The organism is Falsiphaeobacter marinintestinus, assembly GCF_007923355.1.
GTDB lineage: Bacteria > Pseudomonadota > Alphaproteobacteria > Rhodobacterales > Rhodobacteraceae > Phaeobacter_A > Phaeobacter_A marinintestinus.
On sequence record NZ_VOGO01000001.1, the window covers coordinates 229528 to 252403 of the forward strand.

Consider the following 22876-nt stretch of genomic DNA (forward strand, 5'->3'; position numbering starts at 1 on the left):
CGCACGCTCTTTTGTTTCCGGTCGAATCCCTTATGCTGACGGAAATAAATTGGGGATAAGCGATGTCAGAAGATATCGATTATGGAAGACTGATGCATCAGGCCATGCGTGGCCTGATCAAAACGGTTCTCACGGACGTTGCTGAACGCGGCCTGCCCGGGGCGCATCATTTCTTCATTACGTTCGATACGTTACATCCGGATGTACAGATCGCCGAATGGCTGTCTGAACGCTATCCTGGCGAAATGACGGTTGTGATGCAGCACTGGTTCGACAATCTTGATGTCGGCGATGACGGGTTTTCAATCACCCTGAATTTCGGCGACCAGCCCGAACCGATCTACATCCCATATGACGCGATCAAGACCTTCGTCGATCCGTCAGTTGAATTCGGCCTGCGATTCGAAGCTGCTGAAGACGACGAGGATGAGATTGAGCCCGAGGATCTGTTGGAGCCCGGCGATATCGAAGTCGAAGACGACGGCGAGCACAAAGGCGACGTCGTCTCGCTTGACAGTTTCCGCAAGTAACGGCGCTTATTGCTGTTTCAGAAACGTGTTCACGGAACGCTGCAGCGATCCGTTGCGCAGATTCGTGAACTTCAGCGTCAGCCCGCCCTCGGCCAGTGTTCGATCGAACTGCTGCAATTCGTAACCGCCAACGTCATCCACGAACAGCGAATAAACCGTCAGCGTATCGCCTTCGATTCGCCCCCACACAAAGGGTTCGCCCTTCATCGGGTCCAGTTGTACGGCATGGCCAAACACGTTGCGCTTCATTGCGGCGGCATAGATACCATCGCGGTCTGACGGGACAAATGAAATCGAATAGGATTTCTCTTTGATGCGCCCGTCCGGTTTGTGGGTGGCGGATGTCCAGTCAACGGTGAACCCTTCTTTGGTTTCGCTGATCGACACACTCATGTCGCGCTTTGAAGCATCGCCATCTGCCGATATGACCTCGGCGGATCCGACATAGTCGCCGACAAAGCGGGACACATCCGCCCACGCCGGTACAGACAGAACGGCGAACGCGCACAGCGCGGCACAAAGGAGCATCAGCTTTTGGGATATTGGAACGGCGCGTATCATCTGACTTTTCCTCGCTTTTCAGTTGGGTAAACCCAGCCCGCCGGATCATCTTACAAGCTCGCTGCCGCAGGGCAACGCCCACGGTAAACAAGATCGCGAAAACTTGCTTGCCATATCGGCGCTATATCTTTGCGCGTGGCGCGATTATGCTGCGCGCAACTGGCCAATTGCGCCTTGGGATCAGGGCCGCTAAACGGCATACGAAAGTATACGATACGGAGTTGACCCATGTCCGAGACCCGCACCGAAACCGACAGCTTCGGCCCTCTCGAAGTTCCTTCCGACAAGTACTGGGGCGCTCAGACCCAGCGTTCGATCATGAATTTCCCGATTGGCTGGGAAAAGCAGCCGATCGCCATCGTGCGTGCGCTTGGTGTGATCAAAAAAGCCTGCGCTATCGAAAACAAGGCCACCGGCAAGATGGACGCCCGGATCGCCGACGCCGTCATCCAGGCCGCTGGCGAGGTGATCGACGGCAAGTTCGACGACAATTTTCCGCTGGTCGTCTGGCAGACCGGATCGGGCACCCAGTCAAACATGAACTCGAACGAGGTCATCGCAAACCGCGCGATCGAGATCCTTGGCGGCGTAATCGGGTCCAAGGATCCGGTGCACCCCAACGATCACTGCAACATGGGCCAGTCCTCAAACGACACCTTCCCGACCGCCATGCACATCGCCACAGCGATGAGCGTGCGCGATGTGTTGTTGCCGGGTCTGACCAAACTGGCCGAAGGGCTTGAACAGAAGTCGGAAGAATTCAAAGATATCATCAAGATCGGCCGCACCCATACACAGGATGCGACGCCGCTGACTTTAGGTCAGGAATTCTCGGGCTATGCCCACATGATCCGTCAGGGCATCGCGCGCATTCAGGCGACCCTGCCGGGCATCTATGAGCTGGCGCAGGGCGGCACCGCCGTTGGCACCGGCCTGAACACGCAGAACGGTTGGGGCGAAGCCGTCGCGGCCCATATGGCTGACATCACCGGCCTGCCCTTTGTGACCGCGCCGAACAAGTTTGAAGCGCTTTCCGCCCATGATGCGATGGTCTTCACGTCGGGCGCTCTGACGACGGTTGCCGGGTCGATGTACAAGATCGCCAGCGACATTCGCCTGCTTGGATCTGGCCCACGTTCTGGCTTGGGTGAGCTTATTCTGCCCGAGAATGAACCCGGTTCGTCCATCATGCCGGGCAAGGTCAATCCAACTCAGGCCGAAGCAATGACCCAGGTCGCCGCCCATGTCATGGGCAACGACGCGGCCATCAAATTCGCAGGCTCGCAGGGGCATTTCGAACTGAACGTCTATAACCCAATGATGTCCTACAACCTGCTACAATCGATCCAGCTGCTGGGCGATGTCGCCGACAGCTTTACCGAACGTATGTTGCTGGGCATCGAAGCGAACGAGCCGCGCATCGAAAAGCTGATGCAGGAATCGCTAATGCTGGTCACCGCGCTGGCGCCGACCATCGGTTACGACAACGCCACCAAAGTCGCCAAAACCGCGCATAAGAACGGTACGACGTTGAAGGAAGAAGCGGTTGCTTTGGGCTTTGTTGACGAAGCCACCTTTGACGCAGTTGTTCGTCCTGAACAGATGATCGGGCCAAAAGACTGATGGCAGAACCGGTCAACCTGAACCGGTTCCGGAAACAACAAGCGCGGGCTGAGAAAAAGGCCCGCGCTGACGAAAATGCCGTAAAATTCGGACGAACGAAGGCCGAAAAAGACCTAAACCGCGCGCGCGCGGACAAGGCAGACCGGGACCATGACGGGCACAAGAACGAGCCATGAGCCGCCCGCGCAAACGATCTCTGACCCTGCACGGGCATCGCACATCAGTGTCATTGGAAGACGAATTCTGGGACGCTTTCCGCGAGATCGCAGCGCAGGACGGCCAAGCCATCAACGCATTGGCTGCAACAATTGACGAAGCGCGGGGAACCGAGATGGGGCTTGCGTCCGCCATTCGCCTATTCGTGCTGCGGCGCTTGCAGAAGCGTTAAGTACGCTTCCTCAATTTGACCCAGATGCCCGACTTGGCCCGCACGGTCAGGTGAGCGACCGGAACAGGCTCGCGCCCGTCAATTGGCTCAACACGGTAATTGCGTAACAGCATCGACAACAACAAAGGCCCCTCGACCATGGCAAACCCTGCCCCGGTGCAGACACGGGGGCCGGATGAGAACGGGATGTACGCCTCGCGCTGGCAAGTCCGGCCGTTTTCCGTTTGCCACCGATCCGGTTTGAACGCATCCGGGTCATCCCATAGCCGCTCGTGCCGGTGCAAATGCCAGGGGCTGAGCACCATTTGCGCGCCTTTCGGCACATCCCGGTCGCGGAACTTTTCGGGACAGGCAGCTTCGCGCACCATCATCGGGACAGGCGGATACAGCCGCAACGCTTCGCGAAACACATCGCGGCTAAGGCGCAGCTTTGACATGACGCTGAACGCCATCCCCGCATCCAACGCCACCGCCTCTTCAGCCACCCGCTCCTGCCAGTCAGGATAAATCGCCATCAGGTATAGGGTCCAGGCCAGTGCAGATGCACTGGTTTCGTGCCCGGCCAGAAAGAAGATCGCCACCTGATCGACCATTTCTTCGGTATCGAACAAATCGCCGGTCAGCGGATCCGGCGTTGTCATTATCTTGGTCGCAAGATCATCGGGGGCCGTTCCTGACTTGATCGCGGCCATCCGCTCGGCTGTCAGTTGCCCGATCAGGCTGCGGATTTCAGCGGCGTTTTCCTTTGTTCCCTTTGGGTAGAACCGCGGCATCCAGCGCGGCAACGGGATGAATGCGGCAAGGTTCAGGATCGGCTGCGCCCGTTGATAGGCCCGAAAACGCGAAAAGACGCGCGAGGCAACCTCGTGATCGATAGGGATCGAAAACAGCGTTCGAAAGATCACGTCAGCCGCAGCGTGGCTGGTGTGTTCTTCTATTTCAAGCGGTTTGTCAGTCATCGTTTGAAGTCGCGCGACCGCCGCTTCCGACGCCTGCCACATCGCGGGAAATGTATCTCTCAATCGCCCGCCCTCGAAGGCGGGGTCAATAATGCGGCGTTGGCGTTTCCAGGTTTCTCCGTTGGTCAGAAAGACCGAGTTGCCCAGAAGAGGTCTAAGTCCTTCACTGATCCGGCTTGATTTGGGGAAATCGTCCGGGCGGTCTTTCAAAACCGTCTGCACAAGGTTGGGTTGGTTCAGAAGAAACGACCGGAAAAACGGAGTCCTGAATTCGGCCATCCATGCCCGGTACAGCCGCGCTGGCTGTGCTGACAACAAATCCTGACGAAACAGTTTTAGGTATCGGCGCAATGAAACCTTGTCGGGCCGCGACGGCGGCTTTGGTGGAATCATGGCACCACCGACGTGTATTTTGACACCGGATCTTCCAGTCGCGATTTCGAGGGCTGACGATCCCGATATCGCGCTTTCAACGTGACCGGCCCGGCGGTGATCTGGAAGTAGTCGTAATCACCGGGCTGATCGAACGCGCAAAGATATTGGAAATGCAGCCGAAAAAACCGCCAGCGCAACTCGGCCCAACGGGCCGGTGACAAGGTTTGGGTGAAAGCTGCAGAAACCACCAGAGGCCACCGCTTGTCCTTGGGCGCAACACCCGAAACACCGACCGGATCACACAATGCAAACGCGCATCCATCGCCCGGAGCAGAAACGTCGACCCACGCCAGATCCTCGCGCGCAGACAGATACCGCAAGTCTGCCCTTAAGCGCTGCGCATCCGGCAGGAATGAAACCATCGGCACCACCTGCCCCAGCGACAAAAACCCAAGTGCGGGGCCACCAGTTGGGACACGTCCGGACCGGATCAGGTCGGCCAGAACCGACACCCCCAGATGGGCACCCGACGAATGCCCGACCACAAGCACTTCATCGACATCCGTTGCCAAGCTTTCGGAAATTTGATCTGAAAACTCGGCCAAACGCGCTTCCAATTCGGGCGGATTCGCGCCACGCGATTGTGCCGAATAGGCGTAGTCGTGCATCAGGTAATATGCGAAAAACTTGCCGTCCTTGCCACGAAACCAACGCAACAAGGCCAGTGCGGCTCCCACGCCCAGCCCCCAGCCGACGAGCCAGATTCCGGTCGATACCGCGCCAGTGAACTGGCCCGCCGCCGCAGTTCCGGCAAGGCCAACGCCCCACCCGATCAAAACCGCCAACCCCAGTTGCAGCATCAACATCCCCACGGGGTAAAGCGCGGCAATCACTGGCCCCTTGCGCAGCCGCATTAATCGCCAGAGTGTGCCGGTCGCGATGTAGGTCCACGCGGTGCGTGCGAGTTGCAGATAGGTCGCCGGGATGGTGTTCGACATGCTGTCCCGAACGATGTCGGACCAGACAAGAACTTCGATATCGGCGTCAACACTGGCTCCGTCGCACACCCCATGCACGTGCCAGCCATAGGGGCCTTTGGTAGTCTTTGGAGTCAGGTTGATGTCATAGCCCGAGATGCGCGCCTGATCAGCCCCTTCTTTGCGATACAATTCGCGATACCGCCGAGGATGAATAGGATCATAACCGGGGATATAGAACACCCGGCGTTTCCGCACGATTTGAGATGAGTGGCCTGACTGCTCTTCGACCATTTTGCCCTCTTGCCTTGCTTCCAGCATAGCCGGTCATTCGGGCGAGAGTAAGACCGTCACCCCAAGACCGCGAGACCGGGGAATGTTTCCAGCAACCACCACGAGAAGGTCGAAAACAGGCCTGTCACCAGCGCAACACCCACCAGCAAAAGCAGTGCTCCCATCACCTTTTCGATCAGCCCCATATGGCGTTTCAGCCGGTTCATCAGTCCCATCGACCGGTTCAGGAACATCGCGGCCAACAGGAAAGGAATTCCCAGCCCGGCGGCATACACACCCAACAACGCGGTTCCGCGCGCCACCGATGCCTCGGATGCGGCCAAAGACAAGATCGCCCCCAGTTGCGGGCCGATGCAAGGCGTCCAGCCAAAGGCGAAGGCCAACCCAAGAACATAAGCACCGAAAGCCGATCCGCCGCCGCTTTCAGCGTCCATCCGGGCCTCGCGATCCAACAGCGGGATACGAAAGACATTCAGGAAGTGCAGACCGAAGATGATCACGACACCACCAGAAATCTTGGCGAAAAGTTCTTGATTTTGCAGGAAGAACGCACCGAACGCAGATGCGGTGAACCCAAGGAACAAAAACACCGTCGACAAGCCAAGGACAAAGAACAACGCAGTGATCGTTGCCTTTCTGCGTGCGGCGGCTTCTCCTTGCATTTCGCCGATAGAAACGCCGCTCATATAGGCCAGATAGGGTGGCACGATGGGCAGAACGCAGGGCGACAGAAAGCTGACGATACCGGCTGCCAGCGCCACGAACATGGCGGGCAATAGACCCGCGTCGATGATGTCTATTCCGAACATGTCTTGGACATAAGCCATCGACCACACAAGGTCACGGGGCTATGCGGTCACATCCTTGTGGATCGGATGAAACATCGTTGCTCATTCTATCTGCAACACGCGAAGCAGATGCAAAAAGGCCCGGAACCTGGTCCGGGCCTTTTTATCATTTCGTTCGGGTCAACCGCCCAGAGACCACCATCCGCGCCGCTTGGGCTTTGGTGGTTCGGACGGAGCTACAGGCTCGGTCACGGTCACTGCGATTTCGGCTACGGGCTCTGCAGCGGTCGCGACAAGCTCTGGCTCGGCTGCAGGTTCCGGCGCGGCTTCAGCTTCTGCCGGTTGCGGCTCGGCTTCTACCGGCTCGACCTCGACCGCTTCCTGCGTCACCGGAGCCACTGGTTCAACCGGAGTCACATCTGACTGTGCTTCGGTCGGCTCGGCGGCAGCCTCAGCTGTGGCAACTTCTTCAATGGCCAGTTCAGCAGGCTCTTCAACCGGAACATCAGCGACTTCCACAGCGATTTCTGCGGGCTCTGCAGGTGGCTCAATCACCGAAGTGTCACTTGCGTCAGACACAACTTCCACCGCGTCGGTCACCGCATCTGCGGCTTCCGCATCAGTCGAAGCATCGCCATCGGTCGTCGCAGACCCAGCGGCTTCGCCGTCACCGTTTTGTGGGCTTGTGCTCGACTTGGGCTTGCGCCGCCGCCGCCGCCGCTTCCGCTTGGGCTTGGCTTCTTCGGTCGATGCAGCTTCAGCCTCTTCGGCTTCTTCGACAACGACCTGTTCTTCTTCCTCGGCGTCCACCTGCTCCATGATCGAGGTGTCGACCGACACGACCGGCGTTGTTACCTCAGGAACGGCACGGGTGGCCGTTTTGAACTTTTCAATGGTGAAGTCCGGACTGACCAGATGCACATCACCTTCGATCCGTACCGACAGACCATAGCGGCTTTCGATGTTGGCGATATGCTCGCGCTTTTGGTTCATCAGGAAGTTGGCGATGGAAACCGGGCAGCGCACCAGAACTTCGCGCGACCGGCCACGTACACCCTCTTCTTCGATCTGGCGCAGGATCGACAGCGCCATGTTATCATCCGACCGGATCAGACCTGTGCCATGGCAGGACGGGCACGGTTGGGTCGTCGCCTCGATCATGCCGGGGCGCAGACGCTGGCGGCTCATCTCCATCAGACCAAAGCCCGAGATGCGACCCACCTGGATCCGCGCCCGGTCGGTCTTGAGCTTGTCTTTCATGCGCTTTTCGACAGCAGCGTTGTTCTTACGCTCGTCCATGTCGATGAAATCGATCACAATCAGACCGGCCAGATCCCGCAGACGCAACTGGCGCGCCACTTCTTCTGCGGCCTCCAGGTTGGTCTTGGTCGCGGTGTCTTCGATCGAGCCTTCTTTGGTGGCACGGCCAGAGTTGACGTCAATCGCCACCAGCGCTTCGGTCACGCCGATCACGATATAGCCGCCGGATTTCAACTGAACCGTCGGGTTGAACATCGCCCCCAGATAGCTTTCGACCTGATAGCGCGCGAAGAGCGGCATCTGCTCTTCGTACTTCTTCACGTTTTTGGCGTGGGACGGCATGATCATCTTCATGAAGTCCTTGGCGATGCGATATCCGCGTTCGCCTTCGACCAGAACTTCGTCAATCTCGCGGCTATACAGATCGCGGATCGACCGTTTTATCAGGTCGCCTTCTTCATAGATCTTGGCCGGCGCAATCGATTTCAGCGTCAGTTCGCGGATTTGTTCCCACAGGCGCTTGAGGTAATCATAGTCGCGCTTGACCTCGGTCTTGGTGCGCTTGGCCCCTGCGGTTCTGATGATCAGACCGGCGCCTTGCGGCACTTCGATCTCGCCTGCGATTTCCTTCAGTTTCTTGCGGTCTGCTGCGTTGGTGATCTTGCGGGAAATACCACCGCCACGAGCAGTGTTCGGCATCAACACGCAATACCGTCCTGCCAGCGACAGATATGTGGTCAGCGCCGCGCCCTTGTTGCCACGCTCTTCCTTGACGACCTGCACAAGCAGGATCTGGCGGACTTTGATAACTTCCTGAATCTTGTAACGGCGCGGGCGCGGTTTGCGCGGCGGCCGGATATCTTCCTGATCGTCATCATCAGCGACAGATTCGATGCTTGAATCCTTTGACGCGGCATCGCTGCGCTTGGCCTGATCGTCACCCACATCTTCGTCGCCGGAATCGTCATCGGTTTCTTCTGCATCGGCATCCGCATCGGTTTCGCCGTTGTCCGCCTTAGCGGCCACTGCGTCGTCTTCACTGGCGTCATCTGCCGGGATCGCGTCCGCAGAGTCGTCTGCTGGTTCCTCGACGACGTCGTCGCCAGCAGCCTCAACGGCTTCGGTAACCGCGTCTTCGGCACCTTCGGCAACGTCAGTTTCGACAACCGGGGCGTCAGCTTCGATTGGTTCCTCGACAGGCGTGTCCTTGACGGTCTCCATCGGCGAAGACCCTTCGGGCACCTCCGCTTGCACGATGTCCTCGGGCTCGGACAGATCAATGGTTTCCATGCCTGAGATTTCGGTGATGACCTCTTTGGTCTCAACCGCATCTTTAGACTTTACATCAGCAGCCTGGGTCGACGACTTCGACGATCTGGACCGCGATTTGGACGATTTGGACCGTGATTTGGACGGTTTGCGGTCTTCGTCATCGTCACGCGCGCGCATCGCGTCAGCATAAGCGCGCTCTTCTTCCATCAGCGCCTCGCGGTCGGCGACAGGAATTTGGTAATAGTCCGGATGAATTTCCGAGAAGGCCAGGAAACCATGCCGGTTCCCACCATAGTCCACGAACGCCGCTTGCAGCGATGGTTCGACCCGCGTTACCTTTGCGAGATAGATGTTTCCGGCAAGCTGCCGTTTGTTTTCGGACTCAAAATCGAATTCCTCGACCTTGTTTCCGTCAACCACCACAACGCGGGTCTCTTCCGCGTGGGTGGCATCGATGAGCATTTTCTTTCCCATGAATCCTTGGTGCACAACCGCAATAACGCGCGACCAGGCGGACGCGCGCGTTTGGGGTGGTGTCTTGTCAGGGCGATATCTGACGTCGCGCGGCAGACCGCAGCCGAAAGGCCGCTTGTCTGTATGCTTTGATTATGCGCGCGCGCCATCGCGGTTCTTCTCCGACGCTGCGACCATTGCCGTACAGCGCCCGTTCAATGAGCCCGTAGCATTCAACTTGGAATGGCGGACCGTTCTTACAGACCCCCTTGCGAGGGCCTAATCAGCCTGTCCGGATTCGGGCCGGTCGATCCGTAACCTTTGTCTGGACAGCGAAACTTATGCGGATTGTACCAAAAGGCAGCTTAACCCGTCGTTACTACATAAATGGAGTTTAATGCGGATTACAATGCCAATTTGTGCGCGTGCGCGCACAGGGTGACCCTGCTGATGGGTCAGTGCGCGTAGGAAAACACAAAGCGCGCACCTTCTTTCCCCATGATTTCAAGCTTGCCGCGGTGTCCCTTCAGCCTCAACAGATGGCAAAACCGGCTCATCAAGCAAGGCATCAATAAACAGCGAAACAAATTGCCCCCGCGCATGGGTACCTGACTTTGCATAGATTCGACCAAGCTGAGCCCGAACTGTTCCCGCTGCTGTGCCACGCAGGTCCGCAATCTCGGGACTGTCAAAGCCCTTTAACGTCAGCAACGCCACCTCGCCTTCGGCAGGCGTAAGTTCCCACAAGGCGAAACGAGCGTTCAGAAGTTCGCCAAATGCACCCGAGGCCATTTGCAGGGCTGCTTCGGCCCGTCGCATGATTTGGATCGATCGCCACATCTCATACCCGCCCAATGCGACCCCAAGGATCAACGCCAGCGTGGCCGCCAGCTCAAACGCGGTGTGTCTGTCCAGCCCGACGGCCAGAAAATCCAATGTCACATCACCGAGGAAAAACCCGGCGCACACGGCTTGCAATGTGATGAACAAGGCAAGGATACCAAGACGCAAGACGCCGCGCCCTCTCAGGCGATGCGACGAACTGGCTCGTGTTTTGGCCGTGGGCTGCTCCACTCTGCGCCCGTCCCCCCATATACACATCTGCTTATCGCAATATTTAGACAGAAATGCCAATTGAGTCGCATCCGCAGCCCTGAACCAAGCGCAAAGAGGCCACCGATGCCGACCTTCACTGGTACGATCACCCCTGACATCCTGATAGGAACTGCTGGCGACGATCTGTTGCTGCCCTACGGGGTTGGGCTGGGAGATCCCGCCGACGTGATGTCGGGCCTTGACGGCAGCGACGTCTATGACCTGAGCGAGCCAATCGGCGAAGACCCTGTGCATCTTTATATCATCGACGACAATGGCACCGACGGTGCCATCGACAGAATCGAGAACGCAGGTGAGCTGATTCACTCGGCGTCACTTGGCTATCTGGGATTCACGACGGCTGTTCGCCATGGCGATGACCTGCGCATCATCACGCCCTATAAACCCTATCGTTTCCGCGACCCGTCCCAACCGTCTTATGACATCACGATCATCGATCATTTCGCCGATGAAGCCGTTGAATGGCTGGACGCTGGCGGCACCCTTTATCGCCTGCGGGATGGGCTGATCGGGACCAGGGACGCCGATCTTCTGGCCGGAACTGACGGTGACGACATTTTGATCGCTTTGGGCGGCGATGACTATGTCACGGCCAATGGCGGCGATGACAAAGTCAAGGCCGGGGCCGGCAACGACTATGCATTTGGTGGCGACGGCAATGATCAGGTGGACGGCCAGGCCGGTGACGATAGGGTTTATGGCGGTCTTGGAAACGATGATCTACGCGGCGGTATCGGTCAGGATTTCCTCTACGGCGAAGCCGGTAACGACACCCTGAGGGGTCAGGCCGGAAACGACTACATGTATGGTTATGACGGTCACGACCGCCTGTTTGGCGGCGCAGGTCAGGATCTGATGTCCGGTGGCGATGGCAATGACCGAATGTTCGGCGGCTTGGGCGGTGATACCTATCGCTATGGCTATGACATCGTAAATCTGGGAACCGATGCGCCTGCAGGGCACGACCGGATCTTCGACAATGGCGAACCCGCTACCTATTCGGAATTCGACCGGATCGAATTGTTCGGGTATTATGGCCCATCCGACGGCACCACGCCTGATGCCTACGCAAGGCTTAGCTTTGCCAAGGTCGGGCAGGACATGGTGCTGATGACCGACGCCGGGGCTGGGTCGATCACGGTGCAGAACCAGTTCGGCGCCGACAAGTTTTTTGTCGAAGAGCTGCATTTCAACGCCGGTTACTGGACCCCGCTGCAATTCAAGATCGTGGACGGGGCCAAAGACGACATTGGCGATGACCGAACGTACAGCAGTTGGGAAGGCGGCGAATGGAACGAGGTTCTGTTTGGAACCGATGGCGACGATCAGGTGTTCGGCAACTCTGGCACCAATTTCATCTGGCTGGGCGCAGGCGCCGATACGCTGATCTATAAAGAGGCCGATCCCGAGTCAGGATATGGCACAGGCGGTGGTGCCTGTAATGACATCGTTGAGGACTTCGATATCACCGAAGACGTCATGGACTTTTCTGAGCTCAACGGGGTGGACATGTCCGGGCTGATCATCGGCGAAAACGCCCGTGGCAACGCAACGGTTGCGTGGGATTCAGGGACCTGGGAAGTCTCGGATATCTATATCGAACTGCGGGGGGTCAGCGTGGCTGACCTCACGGCTGATCATTTCATATTCGGCTAACCAAAGCCGAACACGCGGGCGCGTCTTGCTGTCCCCCAACAGCTACCCCAATGCCCAATGCGCGTCCGCACGCACCGTTTGACTGTGCTCAAACGGGCAAGGCGGCCTCCGGTTCCAGGGGCCGCCTTGAACTTTCAGTGAAGGTAATCAGCGCGTTGCAGCCCGTACTTGGCCATTTTCTCGTTCAGAGTCCGGCGCGGCAGGCACAACTCATCCATCACACTTGCGATCGAGCCCTTATGACGGCGCATGGTGTTGTCGATCAACATCCGCTCAAACGCTTCGACGTATTCCTTCAGCGGCTTGCCTTCCGTAGTCATCACCGGCTGCATGTCTTCGTGATCCGACATCAATAGCGAGGCGATGGTCCCTGCCCCGCGCCGTGCCTGCAGCACGGCCCGTTCAGCGATATTGATCAGCTGGCGCACGTTACCCGGCCATGGTGCCTGCAACAATTGCGCAGCCTCCTGTGCCGACACTTTGGGCGCGTCACAGCCGTATTCTTCGGCGAACTGATCGCTGAACCGGGTGAACAGCGTCAAAATATCCTCGCCGCGTTGACGCAGAGGCGGCACCGTGATGCGCAACGCCGCCAACCGATAGAACAAATCGGGGCGCAACACGTCTTCACACGTCTTGCCCACTTCCTGCAGGTTCGAAATTGCGATGACCCGGGTTTCGGCAGGTGTTCCCTGCTCATTGATCACGGCCAGAAGTTTGGCCTGCAAGGTTTCACTGAGTGCATCAATGTCTTCCAGGATCAGCGTCCCGCCACGCGCTTCTTCAATGGCAGGCAATTGCGCATCTTCGGGCATCATCGGGCCAAACAGACGTTTTGACAGCGCGTCTTCTTCCAGCGCGGTACAACTGATCAGGACAAATTTCTTTCCCGCCCGGCTGCCGACCGCGTGCAAGGCATGGGCCACCAAAGTCTTGCCAGTGCCCGTTTCCCCATCGATCAACACGTGACCGTCGGCCTGCCCCAGATCAAGGATGTCTTCTTTCAGACGCTCCATCACAGGGCTGGACCCGATCAGCTTTTTCATCAGCTGAGTGCCATCGCTCAGCTCGCGGCGCAAAGCTCGGTTGTCCAGAGTCAGCCGTCGCGCGTTTGATGCACGCCTTGCCAGTTCGGACATCCGGTCAGGATTGAACGGCTTTTCCAGAAAGTCGAACGCGCCGACCCGCATTGCCTCGACGGCCATCGGCACATCGCCATGACCTGTGATCATGATCACCGGCAAGGCGCTGTCGCTGCCCATCAGCTTTTTCAGAAACTGCATGCCATCCATGCCGGGCATCTTGATATCCGAGATCACGATACCCGGATAATCCGGCCCCAGAACTTTCAGCGCATCTTCCGCACTTGGAAACGTTTCGGTGTCATACCCGGACAGGGCCAGCCACTGGCTTATGGATTGACGCATATCCTGTTCGTCATCGACGATTGCGATTTTCATGGCCTGCGCCATTAACACACCTCACTTATTCAGCGGCTTCAAGGCCGTCTTCCAGAATGGGCAGCTGCATTTCAAACACTGCCCCACCTTTCTGCCCGTTACGGGCGGTCAATCGCCCGCCCAGATCGGCCACGATACCGGACGAAATTGCCAGCCCCAGGCCGACACCATCCCCCGGTTGCTTGGTCGTATAAAACGGCTCGAACAAACTGTCGAAGTCTTCAATTCCGTTCCCATTGTCACGCACAGCCAAGGTTGCGGTTTCGCCAACCGCAAGAATAACCTCGATCTCAGGGTCGCTTACAGACTTGGTGGCGTCCAGCGCATTGCGCAAGAGGTTGATCATAACCTGCTCAATTCGCATGCGGTCGCCCATGACGTACACCGGTTGATCCGGCAGGATCTTGGCGATGCGCACATGGCGTTGGCGCAGCTGCGGTTCCATCATCGACAGACTGGATGCCAATGCATCACCGACATTGACCGGCGAAAACACATCGCTGCCCTTGCGTGCATAAGATTTCAGCTGCCGGGTAATGGCGCCCATACGTTCGATCAGATCATCGATCCGGCCAAAAGCCGACAAGGCCTCTTCCGGGCGATCACGCCGCAACAACAACCGCGCACCCGCCAGATAGGTTTTCATCGCGGCCAGAGGCTGGTTCAATTCATGGCTGACAGCGGCTGACATTTCGCCCAACGCGGCCAGTTTGGAGCTTTGCTCCAGCGTCTGTTCGGCCACCGCCAGATTTTCCTGCACCCGCTCGCGTTCCGCAATCTCACGCTGCAGACGGCTGTTAAGTTCGCGCAGTTCCGCCGACTCCCGTTGAAACAGCGCCATCCGCACGGCGGTCTTTCGGCTCAGGAAATAGAACGCCAGGGCCAGCAAAATCGCAAAACCCATGATCTCTAACGCCAGCACGGCGTTCACTTTTTCGCGGATCGAGGCATAGGTCGTATATGACGTCATCCGCCAGCCCCGGAACGGGATCCGGGTTTCCATCCGCATCACGGCTTCGCCTTGCAGATACGCATCGGCTGGCAATGTCGACCAGTCAGCGGTGGCGCGGATGGCCTTCTGGATCGCCCCCAGCGGCGTTTCGCGCTGCAATGCCTCTGCCTCGCTCAACCCTCGCCACCGGGTTTCGGTCGCCAGGATGATTGTCCCTGTCGTATCCGTGACCATCAGTGCATCGGATACTCCGGCCCAGGCCCGCTCAAATTTCTGCAGATCGACCTCGACCACGATCACACCCAGCACTTCGGACTGATCCGCCATTCGACGGGAATAGGTGAACCGATAGCCACTGGCTTCACGTGGAATAACCGAAAAAATTGTGGAGTTCGAACGGATTGCATCGACAAATGAAGGTTCGCTGCGATGGGCCTCGCCCAATCGGTTGCGGTCGGTGGCCGCCACGACTCGCCCGTCATGATCCAACAGCATAAGCGACGCTGCACCGATTTCTTCCACAAATGAAATCAGGCGCTGTGTCGACATGCTGAAATCGTTGGACTGCAGTGCCGAAATCAGCGTCGGATCGCGGGCCAGCAACTGAGGCACAATCGCATTGCGACGCAATTCGCTGACCAGATTGCCGCCATACAACGCCAAACGCAGCTCGGCACGGTTGCGCGTGCTTTCGGTGAACCGGTTGGTCAGCATCCTGTTGGTGACCCAGACCGTGGCCGCCGCAACCACGATCAATAAGACCAACGCCATGCGCGTGCGCCAGCCAATCGGGCCGGACCGGGGCTGCCGGGGTGCCGCAACAAGGGGATTAGGCTGAGCGTTCATCCCGACAAGTTACGCCCCCCGCCGTCCGGGCTCAAGTCAGGCAGGCGTCAACACGCCTGCCAATGCGCGGAAGAGCGCCGTCCCGTCGGTGCCACCATGGCCAAGATCCGCTGCCCTCTCGGGGTGCGGCATCATCCCCAGCACCCTACGGTTTTCCGACAGGATGCCCGCAATGTCGCCGACCGAACCGTTGGGATTGTCCTCATACGTGAACGCCACGCGGTCTTCGCCTTGCAGCATGGCCACCGTTTCGGCATCGGCGAAATAGTTGCCATCGTGGTGCGCAATCGGGATGCCGATTACATCCCCGGCGTTGTAGCCTTCAGTAAACGCACTGTTCGACGTCTCAACCTTCAACGGCACGGTTTTACAGATGTACTTCAACCCGGCATTGCGCAACAATGCTCCCGGCAGGATGCCTGTTTCCGTCAGCACCTGAAACCCGTTGCAAACGCCGATAGCATATCCGCCGCGCTTGGTGTGATCGACCACAGATTGACAAATTGGCGACTGCGCCGCGATTGCCCCGCATCTAAGATAGTCTCCAAAGGAAAACCCACCCGGCACACCAACGATATCGATATTCTCGGGCAGGCCTGTATCCTTATGCCAGACCATTGACACATCAAACCCCGCCTGTTCAAAGGCAACCGCCAGGTCGCGGTCGCAATTGGATCCCGGGAAAACAACAACAGCTGCACGCATGGTTCTTTGGCTCCTTCAGCTCAGGAAATCGGTAATGACGGCCACACCCGGAGGCGCGGGGCGATCAAAGGCCTGCAATTCGGCGCTCGCGCCGGACAACCCGATTGTGCGGGTCACCAGCGGGGTCAGATCCAGGTTTTGTGAGGTCAACAGGTTCAACAGCGACGGGTATCGCCAGGATGGCATCCCGCGCGTTCCGTAGACGGCCAGTTGGCCGGAATAGACACGATCCATCGGGATCGCCATGGTCGCGTGATCTCCGGCAGGCATCCCGACCTGCACCATCCGACCCAGTTTGCGCAGGCAGGACAAGGCGGTCACGGTCGTTGCTTCGACGCCCAACGCCTCAACAGCGACATCCGCGCCGCCGCCAGTGATTTCACGAACAGCTTCAGCAGCGTCCGTCTCAGCGGCATTTACCACTGCCGAGGCACCCAGCCGGGTCGCATAGTCCAGCTTGTCCTGCACCACATCGACAACAATCACGCGTGCGCCAAGGGCTCGGCCCAGCATCATCGCCGAGATACCGATACCGCCACCACCAATCACGGCCAGCCACTCACCGCCCTTAAGCTGCGCGCGACCGGTCAAAGCATGCCAGGCCGTCGTCACCCGACACCCCAAAGCCGCCGCAATCTCGGGCGACATGGTATCTGGCAAGGCGGTCAGGTTTGCATCCGCATACGGCACCTCGATGTATTCAGCAAATGCTCCGGCCACCGTGAACCCCGGAACAACCTGATCCGCACAAATCGTCTGGTTCCCGGCAGCACAATCGGCACAGTGCCCACAGGCCAGAATGAACGGTGCGATCACCCGGTCACCGGATTTCCAGAGCGCCACGGCGGACCCAACCTCAACCACTTCTCCGCAGAACTCATGCCCGGGAACATGTGGCAGAATCACGTAGGGGTCAGCTCCGGTCCAGGCATGCCAGTCCGACCGGCACACCCCGCAGGCCAGCACCTTCAAGACAACGCTGTTTGCCGCGCAATCCGGATCGGACACGTCCTGCACATCCAGCGGCGCGCGCCAATGGGTCAGTACCGCCGCTCTCATACGGGGTTTCCCTTGGATTGCCAGCGCCGCAGCAACACAGTCATCAATACCCCTGGCACCGCCAAAACAATTGAAATCACGGCAATCACGCCCGCCACCGCATAATTGTGCGGTCCCGGAAGCAACACATCCTGATCGGCACCCGGGATGTAGCGGATTTCGTGCTTCGATCCGATGTCGAAATTCCAATCCGGATGCGACATCCCGGTGCTTGCACCGGTTTCTCGCCCGTCCTGATCAACAAAGTCGAAAACCGGCGCATAATTTGTCTGACCACGGTCGAACGGCGTTTCGCCCTCCCAGGCATAGACCCGAACGACCTCGCCGATCGTAGACACGCTCACCAATCGCTCGTACTCGGCGATCAACGCCAGAAACGCAGCCGCAGCTGCAAATAAAACCGGAGTCACCCAGACCAGTACCCAGACCCGCCACGAAATCAGGCGTCGCCCGGTTTCGTCGATACGCAGGAAAAACCGCTGGCTGGCCAGACCCATCTCAGCCCATCTCGATCGCGTAGGATTCAATCACCGTATTGGCGAGCAGTTTTTCACACATCTCGGTCACGTCCGCCTCGGTCGCGCCTTCGGCCAGATCCAGGTCGATCACCTTGCCCTGGCGCACACCGGTCACACTGTCAAATCCCATGGCACCCAACGCGTGGCGCACCGCCTCACCCTGCGGATCCAGAACTCCGGTCTTCAGCATTACATGCACACGTGCCTTCATCATCCTCGCCCTTGTGTCCTCAGAAACAGCCTGCTGCTTCTTTCTTGTTCAAAATACCCAACTGCCTGACCCGCGCAACGGGCGCGCCGGTCAGTGAAGCTCAGTTGATCAGCGTCGGTTTCGTAACCTGAGAGGTCTTGGGCATCACGCCCAGACGCCGCGCAACTTCAGAGTACGCATCGGTCAGCGACCCCAGATCGCGCCGGAACACGTCCTTGTCCAGCTTTTGCCCGGTCTCAATATCCCACAACCGGCAACTGTCGGGGCTGATTTCATCCGCCACGATCAGACGCATGAAATCGCCTTCATAGATCCGTCCGATCTCGATCTTGAAATCGACCAGTCGGATACCGACCGCCAGCATCACGCCGGACAGGAAGTCGTTAACCCGCAGCGCGAGACTCAGAACATCGTCCATGTCCTGCTGGCTGGCCCAGCCAAAGGCTGCGATGTGTTCTTCGCTGACCAGCGGATCCCCCAAAGCATCATCCTTATAGCAATACTCCACGATCGGACGCGGCAATTGCGTGCCCTCTTCGATACCCAGTCGTTTCGACAGGGATCCGGCGGCATAGTTGCGCACAATGATCTCAAGCGGAATGATTTCACAGTTGCGCACCAGTTGTTCGCGCATGTTGATGCGCCGGATGAAATGCGTCGGCACTCCGATCTGGTTCAAACCGTTCATGAAGAACTCGCTCAGCAGGTTGTTCAGAACCCCCTTGCCTTCGATAACGTCCTTCTTTTCGGCGTTAAACGCAGTTGCGTCATCCTTGAAATACTGCACGATGGTGCCAGGCTCGGGGCCTTCATACAGGATCTTCGCCTTGCCTTCGTAGATTTTTTTGCGACGCGCCATGCAAAACCTTTCGGGAACGGGCCAGAGACTCAATCTCTCTGACGTGCCGCCGTCATAAGGCAAGGGCCGCAGTGTCGCAAGCAATGCGGTTCCCCTTGCGGTCGCGCGACGGGATTGTCATATCATGCGGCAGGAAAATTTCAGCAAGGGGCCATCCCATGTCAACGTTCGATGATCGCGAAAACGCGTTTGAAGCCAAATTTGCCCATGATGAGGAAATGCTGTTCAAGGCTCAGGCCCGCTGCAACAAGCTCCTTGGTCTTTGGGCCGCCGACCTGCAAGGCCTGACTGGCGACGACGCCGAAGCCTATGCCAAAACCGTCGTGATTGCCGATTTTGAAGAAGCCGGTCACGAAGACGTTGTGCGCAAAGTTGCCGGCGATCTGGACGGCAAGGCCAGCGCGGACGAAATTCGCGCCAAGATGGCCGAAATTCTGCCGCTTGCCAAAGAACAGATCATGAAAGAGGCAAGCTGACAGCCCCCATCATGGCCGCACGGCTCATGATGTTCATGAACAATTCGCGTTTGCGCTGGCGTCCGGTCCATGACAGACCGGGCGCCAGTTTCATATCTGCGCCCCTCGCGCGCGACATCGGACGGATCCCCTGACATGACCAACGCCTTCTCCGAAATGCTCGATACCAAGGACGTGATCTTGGCAGATGGGGCCACCGGCACCAACCTGTTCAACATGGGTCTGCAGTCTGGCGACGCGCCAGAGCTTTGGAACACCGACGAACCGGCCAAGATCACCGCGCTGTATCAGGGCTCTGTCGATGCAGGCAGTGATATGTTTCTGACCAACACGTTTGGCGGCACCGCATCGCGGCTGAAACTGCACAATGCTCAATCCCGGGTCCGCGAACTCAACCGCGTTGGCGCCGAAATCGGGCGCGATGTGGCCGACAAGGCCGGACGCAAGGTTGTTGTAGCGGGGTCGGTCGGACCCACAGGGGAAATTCTTGAACCTGTCGGGTCACTTACCCACGAGCTGGCAGTTGAAATGTTTCACGAACAAGCGGACGGCCTGAAAGAGGGCGGCGTTGACGTGCTGTGGCTCGAAACCATTTCGGCCCCGGAAGAATACCGTGCCGCTGCAGAAGCGTTTGCCCTAGCTGACATGCCATGGGCTGGCACCATGAGCTTTGACACGGCTGGCCGCACCATGATGGGGCTGACCTCGGCCGATATGGTGCAACTGGTCGAAAGCCTGCCCAATCCGCCACTGGCCTTCGGAGCAAACTGCGGCGTCGGTGCCTCTGATATCCTGCGTACGGTTCTGGGCTTTGTCGCGCAGGGCACCGAACGACCGATCATCTCGAAAGGCAATGCCGGGATCCCGAAGTATGTCGATGGTCACATCCACTATGACGGCACCCCCGAACTGATGGCCGAATACGCGGTTCTGGCCCGTGATGCGGGGGCCCGCATCGTTGGTGGATGTTGTGGCACGATGCCCGAACACCTGCGCATGATGCGCGACGCGCTGGACACCCGCCCGCGCGGCGATCGCCCGACGCTTGAACAGATCGTTGACAAGCTGGGCGCGTTCAGTTCGGCCTCGGACGGAACCGGCGAAGATACGGCAGAGCCCAGAGAACGCCGCGGACGTCGTCGTCGCGGTTAAGGCAGTGCCAGAAGATCGCGAATCTTCGCGGTCGGCACCCCCAGGTTCGACCCACCAAACTCTGGTAGGATGGCCGTGTTAACGGCCACTACCTCCCTCGCGCGATTAAGAACCGGCCCGCCGCTGCCGCCATGCGTTGTCTCTGCGTCATAGACAACCGTCGTCTCCGTCGCTTGCGCAACGATTCCCCGGCTGGACAGCGGAGAGATCAGCCCGGCATCCGATAACCGCTTGGCCACAGACCAGAAACTGGTCTCTCCCGCCTCTTCCAGTGCTTCCACAAACGCCGGTCCGGATTGGGCCAGCAACGACATCAGCCCGGTGGGGTATCCCATCACAATCACCTCTTCGCCCGGTTCAGGCAGAGATTGCGCCAGATCCAATCCCTCTGGCAGATCCCCCTGGGCGGTCAACAACGTCAAATCCGCATCCGGACTCACCCTCAGAACGCTGACGTTTAATGGTGCGACACGATCCGGAAAATAGGCCAGGAACCGGATCATCACAGGTTCCATTGCCCCCAATCCCATAGCCGCACCGGGGCTTAAGTCCCATGGCTGAGCGACATGCCGGTTGGTGATGATCACCCCTTCCCCGCGCAGCGCAAACCCGGTCCCGTTGAACTGCACTTCGGCAACCGGACCGGTCCCTTCGAGCGACAGATAGGGTTGCCCGTTCGGCAGATTGCGCGGGACACCGCCTTCATCAACCACCATGCGCAGCATCAAGCCGCTCTCGCGATGGCGCAGGCCATAGGCACCCTGCAAAAACGCTACCGCCGGGCGCGCTTCGCGGATGATCTGCGTTCCGGCGTCGGACAAGGCCTCAAGAGTATCCAGCCGTTCAGTCGTGTCTGTGACTTGTCGGCGCAGATCGGCGCGCAATGCAGCCAGGTCTCCGGGCCGGATCGCATCATCTCGTGCCTCGGCCAATGCAGATGCAACGGAGTCGATTTGCAGGGCTCCGCTTTCAATCGCAGCGCGCAGGCGGCGGTCGGTCTGATACTGGGCAAACACGGCGATTCCCAAAAGCACCAGCGCCGCCACAACCATTAGCCGGAACCACACCGTCGTTTCCAGAACCGACCGGCGCATGACATCCGTTGCAGCCCGCACCGTCCGGGACGGCACCGGTCGTCGGCTGGTTTTCATGTATGAAATCGCATCGCCAAGGATATCGCCCATCGACAGGGTCGGCCTGTGGCGTTCATCAAACACACGCAATCGCGAGATCGGTCCTTTATCCCCAAACTCGATCATATCTCCATGATGCAGTGGCGCTTGATCAATCAGGTGGCGATTGACCCAGATCGGGGCAGAATCGGCCGAGATTTCATACCCGGACCCAGCGCGCGTGATCCGGGCAACGCGGGTTGCGGCGTCAACATGTGTACCATCCGATGCGCATCGAAGCGCCCCATTCGGCAGAAGCCACAGCCCAACTTCTTCTCCGGTGACCCAAGAGAATGACCCGCGACTGGGGCCAGTCAGATGTTCCAGAACTGCGGCGGTGGTACTGATTTGCGCGTCTGCCATGCCCCATTGCGGCACGGCAGGCCCTTCACAGTCAAGTCAAACCGGCGTGGATCAGCGCCCTTCAAAACTGGCGGGGCGCTTTTGCAGAAACGCCATGACGCCTTCCTGAAAGTCACGTGATTTGCCGCATTCACCCTGCAAATGCGCCTCGATCTCAAGCTGTTCGGCCAAAGTGTGCGCATAAGTGTCGCGGATCGATTGCTTCACCCGCGTAAAGGCCTTGGTCGGTCCGGTTGCCAGATACTCGGCCCGCTTGCGCCACTGTGCTTCGAACGCATCATCTGCAACTGCTTCCCAGATCATGCCCCAGTCATCAGCCTGCCGGGCGGTGATACGGTCCGCGAATAATGACGCGCCCATCGCCTTGGCCATCCCCATCTGGCGCGGCATGAACCACGTACCACCTGCATCCGGGATCAGACCGATCCGGGTAAAGACCTGCAGGAAATAGGCGCTTTCCGTCGCGATTACGACATCAGCTGACAAGGCCAGATTGGCCCCAGCCCCGGCGGCCGGTCCGTTGACGGCCGCGATGGTCGGAACCGGGCAATTGGTGATGGTTTCAAGCATGGGCACGTATTCGTCGCGCAATACACGCTCAAGATCCGGCGATCCGCCAGCATCGCCCAGATCCTGCCCGGTGCAGAACGCGCGCCCCGCGCCGGTCATGACGACCGCCCGCGCCCGTGCCCCGGCATCGCGCATGGCATGGGTGATCTCGGCCCGCATCTGGGCGCTTAGCGCGTTCATCTTGTCGGGTCGGTTCAGCGTCAGAACCGCCAGACCGTCGGTGATGTCGAGTGTGATGGTTTGATAATCCATTCAAACCTCCCTGAATGAAAAGTTGCGCC

22 protein-coding genes are annotated in these 22876 nt (G+C 58.7%); 7 read left to right on the forward strand and 15 right to left on the reverse strand.

Translation table 11 applies throughout. The features are described from left to right. The first annotated feature begins 62 nt into the window (after window positions 1–62). Window positions 63–530, forward strand: a complete 468-nt coding sequence (locus tag FOY56_RS01090; RefSeq protein WP_146343942.1) for an SspB family protein — start codon at window positions 63–65, stop codon at window positions 528–530. A 6-nt stretch (window positions 531–536) separates the two neighbouring features. On the opposite strand, the gene FOY56_RS01095 is transcribed toward FOY56_RS01090, so the two are convergent. Next, a complete protein-coding gene (locus FOY56_RS01095) occupies window positions 537–1091 on the reverse strand; it encodes a hypothetical protein (protein ID WP_146343944.1) in 555 nt (184 codons plus the stop codon). Window positions 1092–1319: 228 nt separating this feature from the next. On the opposite strand from FOY56_RS01095, the gene fumC reads away from it, so the two are divergent. The 3 genes from fumC to FOY56_RS01110 are packed head-to-tail and all read left to right on the forward strand — an operon-like array spanning window position 1320 to window position 3102. Beyond that, window positions 1320–2714: a class II fumarate hydratase gene (fumC, locus tag FOY56_RS01100; protein WP_146343946.1), complete on the forward strand. Its 1395-nt coding sequence runs from the start codon at window positions 1320–1322 to the stop codon at window positions 2712–2714. Then, window positions 2714–2890 carry a DUF4169 family protein gene (locus FOY56_RS01105; RefSeq protein ID WP_146343948.1) on the forward strand — a complete coding sequence of 59 codons (177 nt, stop codon included), beginning with the start codon at window positions 2714–2716 and terminating at the stop codon, window positions 2888–2890. Before fumC ends, FOY56_RS01105 begins: the two co-directional genes overlap by 1 nt. After that, window positions 2887–3102 (forward strand): ribbon-helix-helix domain-containing protein, encoded by a 216-nt coding sequence (locus FOY56_RS01110; RefSeq protein ID WP_146343950.1) that lies wholly within the window; start codon window positions 2887–2889, stop codon window positions 3100–3102. Before FOY56_RS01105 ends, FOY56_RS01110 begins: the two co-directional genes overlap by 4 nt. Here the strand turns inward: FOY56_RS01110 and FOY56_RS01115 are convergent. The 5 genes from FOY56_RS01115 to FOY56_RS01135 all read right to left on the reverse strand — a co-directional run bounded on the left by FOY56_RS01115 (window position 3099) and on the right by FOY56_RS01135 (window position 10554). Further along, a complete protein-coding gene (locus FOY56_RS01115) occupies window positions 3099–4454 on the reverse strand; it encodes a cytochrome P450 (RefSeq protein ID WP_146343951.1) in 1356 nt (451 codons plus the stop codon). The two genes, FOY56_RS01110 and FOY56_RS01115, sit on opposite strands and share 4 nt — an antisense overlap. Further along, entirely contained in the window at window positions 4451–5707 is a 1257-nt protein-coding gene (locus FOY56_RS01120) for a hypothetical protein (RefSeq protein WP_146344558.1), read from the reverse strand. The genes FOY56_RS01115 and FOY56_RS01120 overlap by 4 nt, the downstream gene beginning before the upstream one ends. A gap of 56 nt (window positions 5708–5763) precedes the next feature. Next, a complete protein-coding gene (locus FOY56_RS01125; protein ID WP_146344559.1) occupies window positions 5764–6516 on the reverse strand; it encodes a cytochrome c biogenesis CcdA family protein in 753 nt (250 codons plus the stop codon). A 159-nt stretch (window positions 6517–6675) separates the two neighbouring features. After that, a complete protein-coding gene (locus tag FOY56_RS01130; protein ID WP_146343952.1) occupies window positions 6676–9501 on the reverse strand; it encodes an Rne/Rng family ribonuclease in 2826 nt (941 codons plus the stop codon). Window positions 9502–9984: 483 nt separating this feature from the next. Beyond that, window positions 9985–10554 carry a helix-turn-helix transcriptional regulator gene (locus FOY56_RS01135; RefSeq protein WP_186766214.1) on the reverse strand — a complete coding sequence of 190 codons (570 nt, stop codon included), beginning with the start codon at window positions 10552–10554 and terminating at the stop codon, window positions 9985–9987. 105 nt (window positions 10555–10659) lie between these two features. On the opposite strand from FOY56_RS01135, the gene FOY56_RS01140 reads away from it, so the two are divergent. Continuing rightward, a complete protein-coding gene (locus tag FOY56_RS01140; protein WP_186766215.1) occupies window positions 10660–12252 on the forward strand; it encodes a calcium-binding protein in 1593 nt (530 codons plus the stop codon). A 134-nt stretch (window positions 12253–12386) separates the two neighbouring features. On the opposite strand, the gene FOY56_RS01145 is transcribed toward FOY56_RS01140, so the two are convergent. The 7 genes from FOY56_RS01145 to purC all read right to left on the reverse strand — a co-directional run bounded on the left by FOY56_RS01145 (window position 12387) and on the right by purC (window position 18862). After that, window positions 12387–13724 carry a sigma-54-dependent transcriptional regulator gene (locus FOY56_RS01145; RefSeq protein WP_146343955.1) on the reverse strand — a complete coding sequence of 446 codons (1338 nt, stop codon included), beginning with the start codon at window positions 13722–13724 and terminating at the stop codon, window positions 12387–12389. Window positions 13725–13737: 13 nt separating this feature from the next. Continuing rightward, window positions 13738–15435 (reverse strand): sensor histidine kinase, encoded by a 1698-nt coding sequence (locus FOY56_RS01150; protein WP_246139382.1) that lies wholly within the window; start codon window positions 15433–15435, stop codon window positions 13738–13740. 111 nt (window positions 15436–15546) lie between these two features. Beyond that, complete coding sequence (gene purQ / locus FOY56_RS01155; RefSeq protein WP_146343957.1) at window positions 15547–16215, reverse strand: phosphoribosylformylglycinamidine synthase subunit PurQ; 669 nt, start codon at window positions 16213–16215, stop codon at window positions 15547–15549. A gap of 15 nt (window positions 16216–16230) precedes the next feature. Then, window positions 16231–17274 carry an alcohol dehydrogenase catalytic domain-containing protein gene (locus FOY56_RS01160; protein ID WP_146343958.1) on the reverse strand — a complete coding sequence of 348 codons (1044 nt, stop codon included), beginning with the start codon at window positions 17272–17274 and terminating at the stop codon, window positions 16231–16233. Continuing rightward, a complete protein-coding gene (locus FOY56_RS01165; protein WP_146343959.1) occupies window positions 17271–17771 on the reverse strand; it encodes a hypothetical protein in 501 nt (166 codons plus the stop codon). Before FOY56_RS01165 ends, FOY56_RS01160 begins: the two co-directional genes overlap by 4 nt. Before the next feature lies 1 nt (window position 17772). Then, complete coding sequence (gene purS / locus FOY56_RS01170) at window positions 17773–18003, reverse strand: phosphoribosylformylglycinamidine synthase subunit PurS (protein ID WP_146344560.1); 231 nt, start codon at window positions 18001–18003, stop codon at window positions 17773–17775. Between the two features lie 100 nt (window positions 18004–18103). After that, window positions 18104–18862, reverse strand: a complete 759-nt coding sequence (gene purC / locus FOY56_RS01175) for a phosphoribosylaminoimidazolesuccinocarboxamide synthase (protein ID WP_146343960.1) — start codon at window positions 18860–18862, stop codon at window positions 18104–18106. A gap of 158 nt (window positions 18863–19020) precedes the next feature. On the opposite strand from purC, the gene FOY56_RS01180 reads away from it, so the two are divergent. Continuing rightward, window positions 19021–19338: a DUF1476 domain-containing protein gene (locus FOY56_RS01180; RefSeq protein WP_146343961.1), complete on the forward strand. Its 318-nt coding sequence runs from the start codon at window positions 19021–19023 to the stop codon at window positions 19336–19338. Window positions 19339–19473: 135 nt separating this feature from the next. After that, on the forward strand, window positions 19474–20490 hold the full coding sequence (gene bmt / locus FOY56_RS01185; RefSeq protein ID WP_146343962.1) for a betaine--homocysteine S-methyltransferase: 1017 nt from the start codon (window positions 19474–19476) through the stop codon (window positions 20488–20490). On the opposite strand, the gene FOY56_RS01190 is transcribed toward bmt, so the two are convergent. Continuing rightward, window positions 20487–22025 (reverse strand): trypsin-like peptidase domain-containing protein, encoded by a 1539-nt coding sequence (locus FOY56_RS01190; RefSeq protein WP_146343963.1) that lies wholly within the window; start codon window positions 22023–22025, stop codon window positions 20487–20489. The genes bmt and FOY56_RS01190 overlap by 4 nt on opposite strands. A gap of 51 nt (window positions 22026–22076) precedes the next feature. Continuing rightward, window positions 22077–22847, reverse strand: coding sequence for an enoyl-CoA hydratase-related protein (locus FOY56_RS01195; RefSeq protein WP_146343964.1), 771 nt, complete (start codon window positions 22845–22847; stop codon window positions 22077–22079). Window positions 22848–22876: the final 29 nt, after the last annotated feature.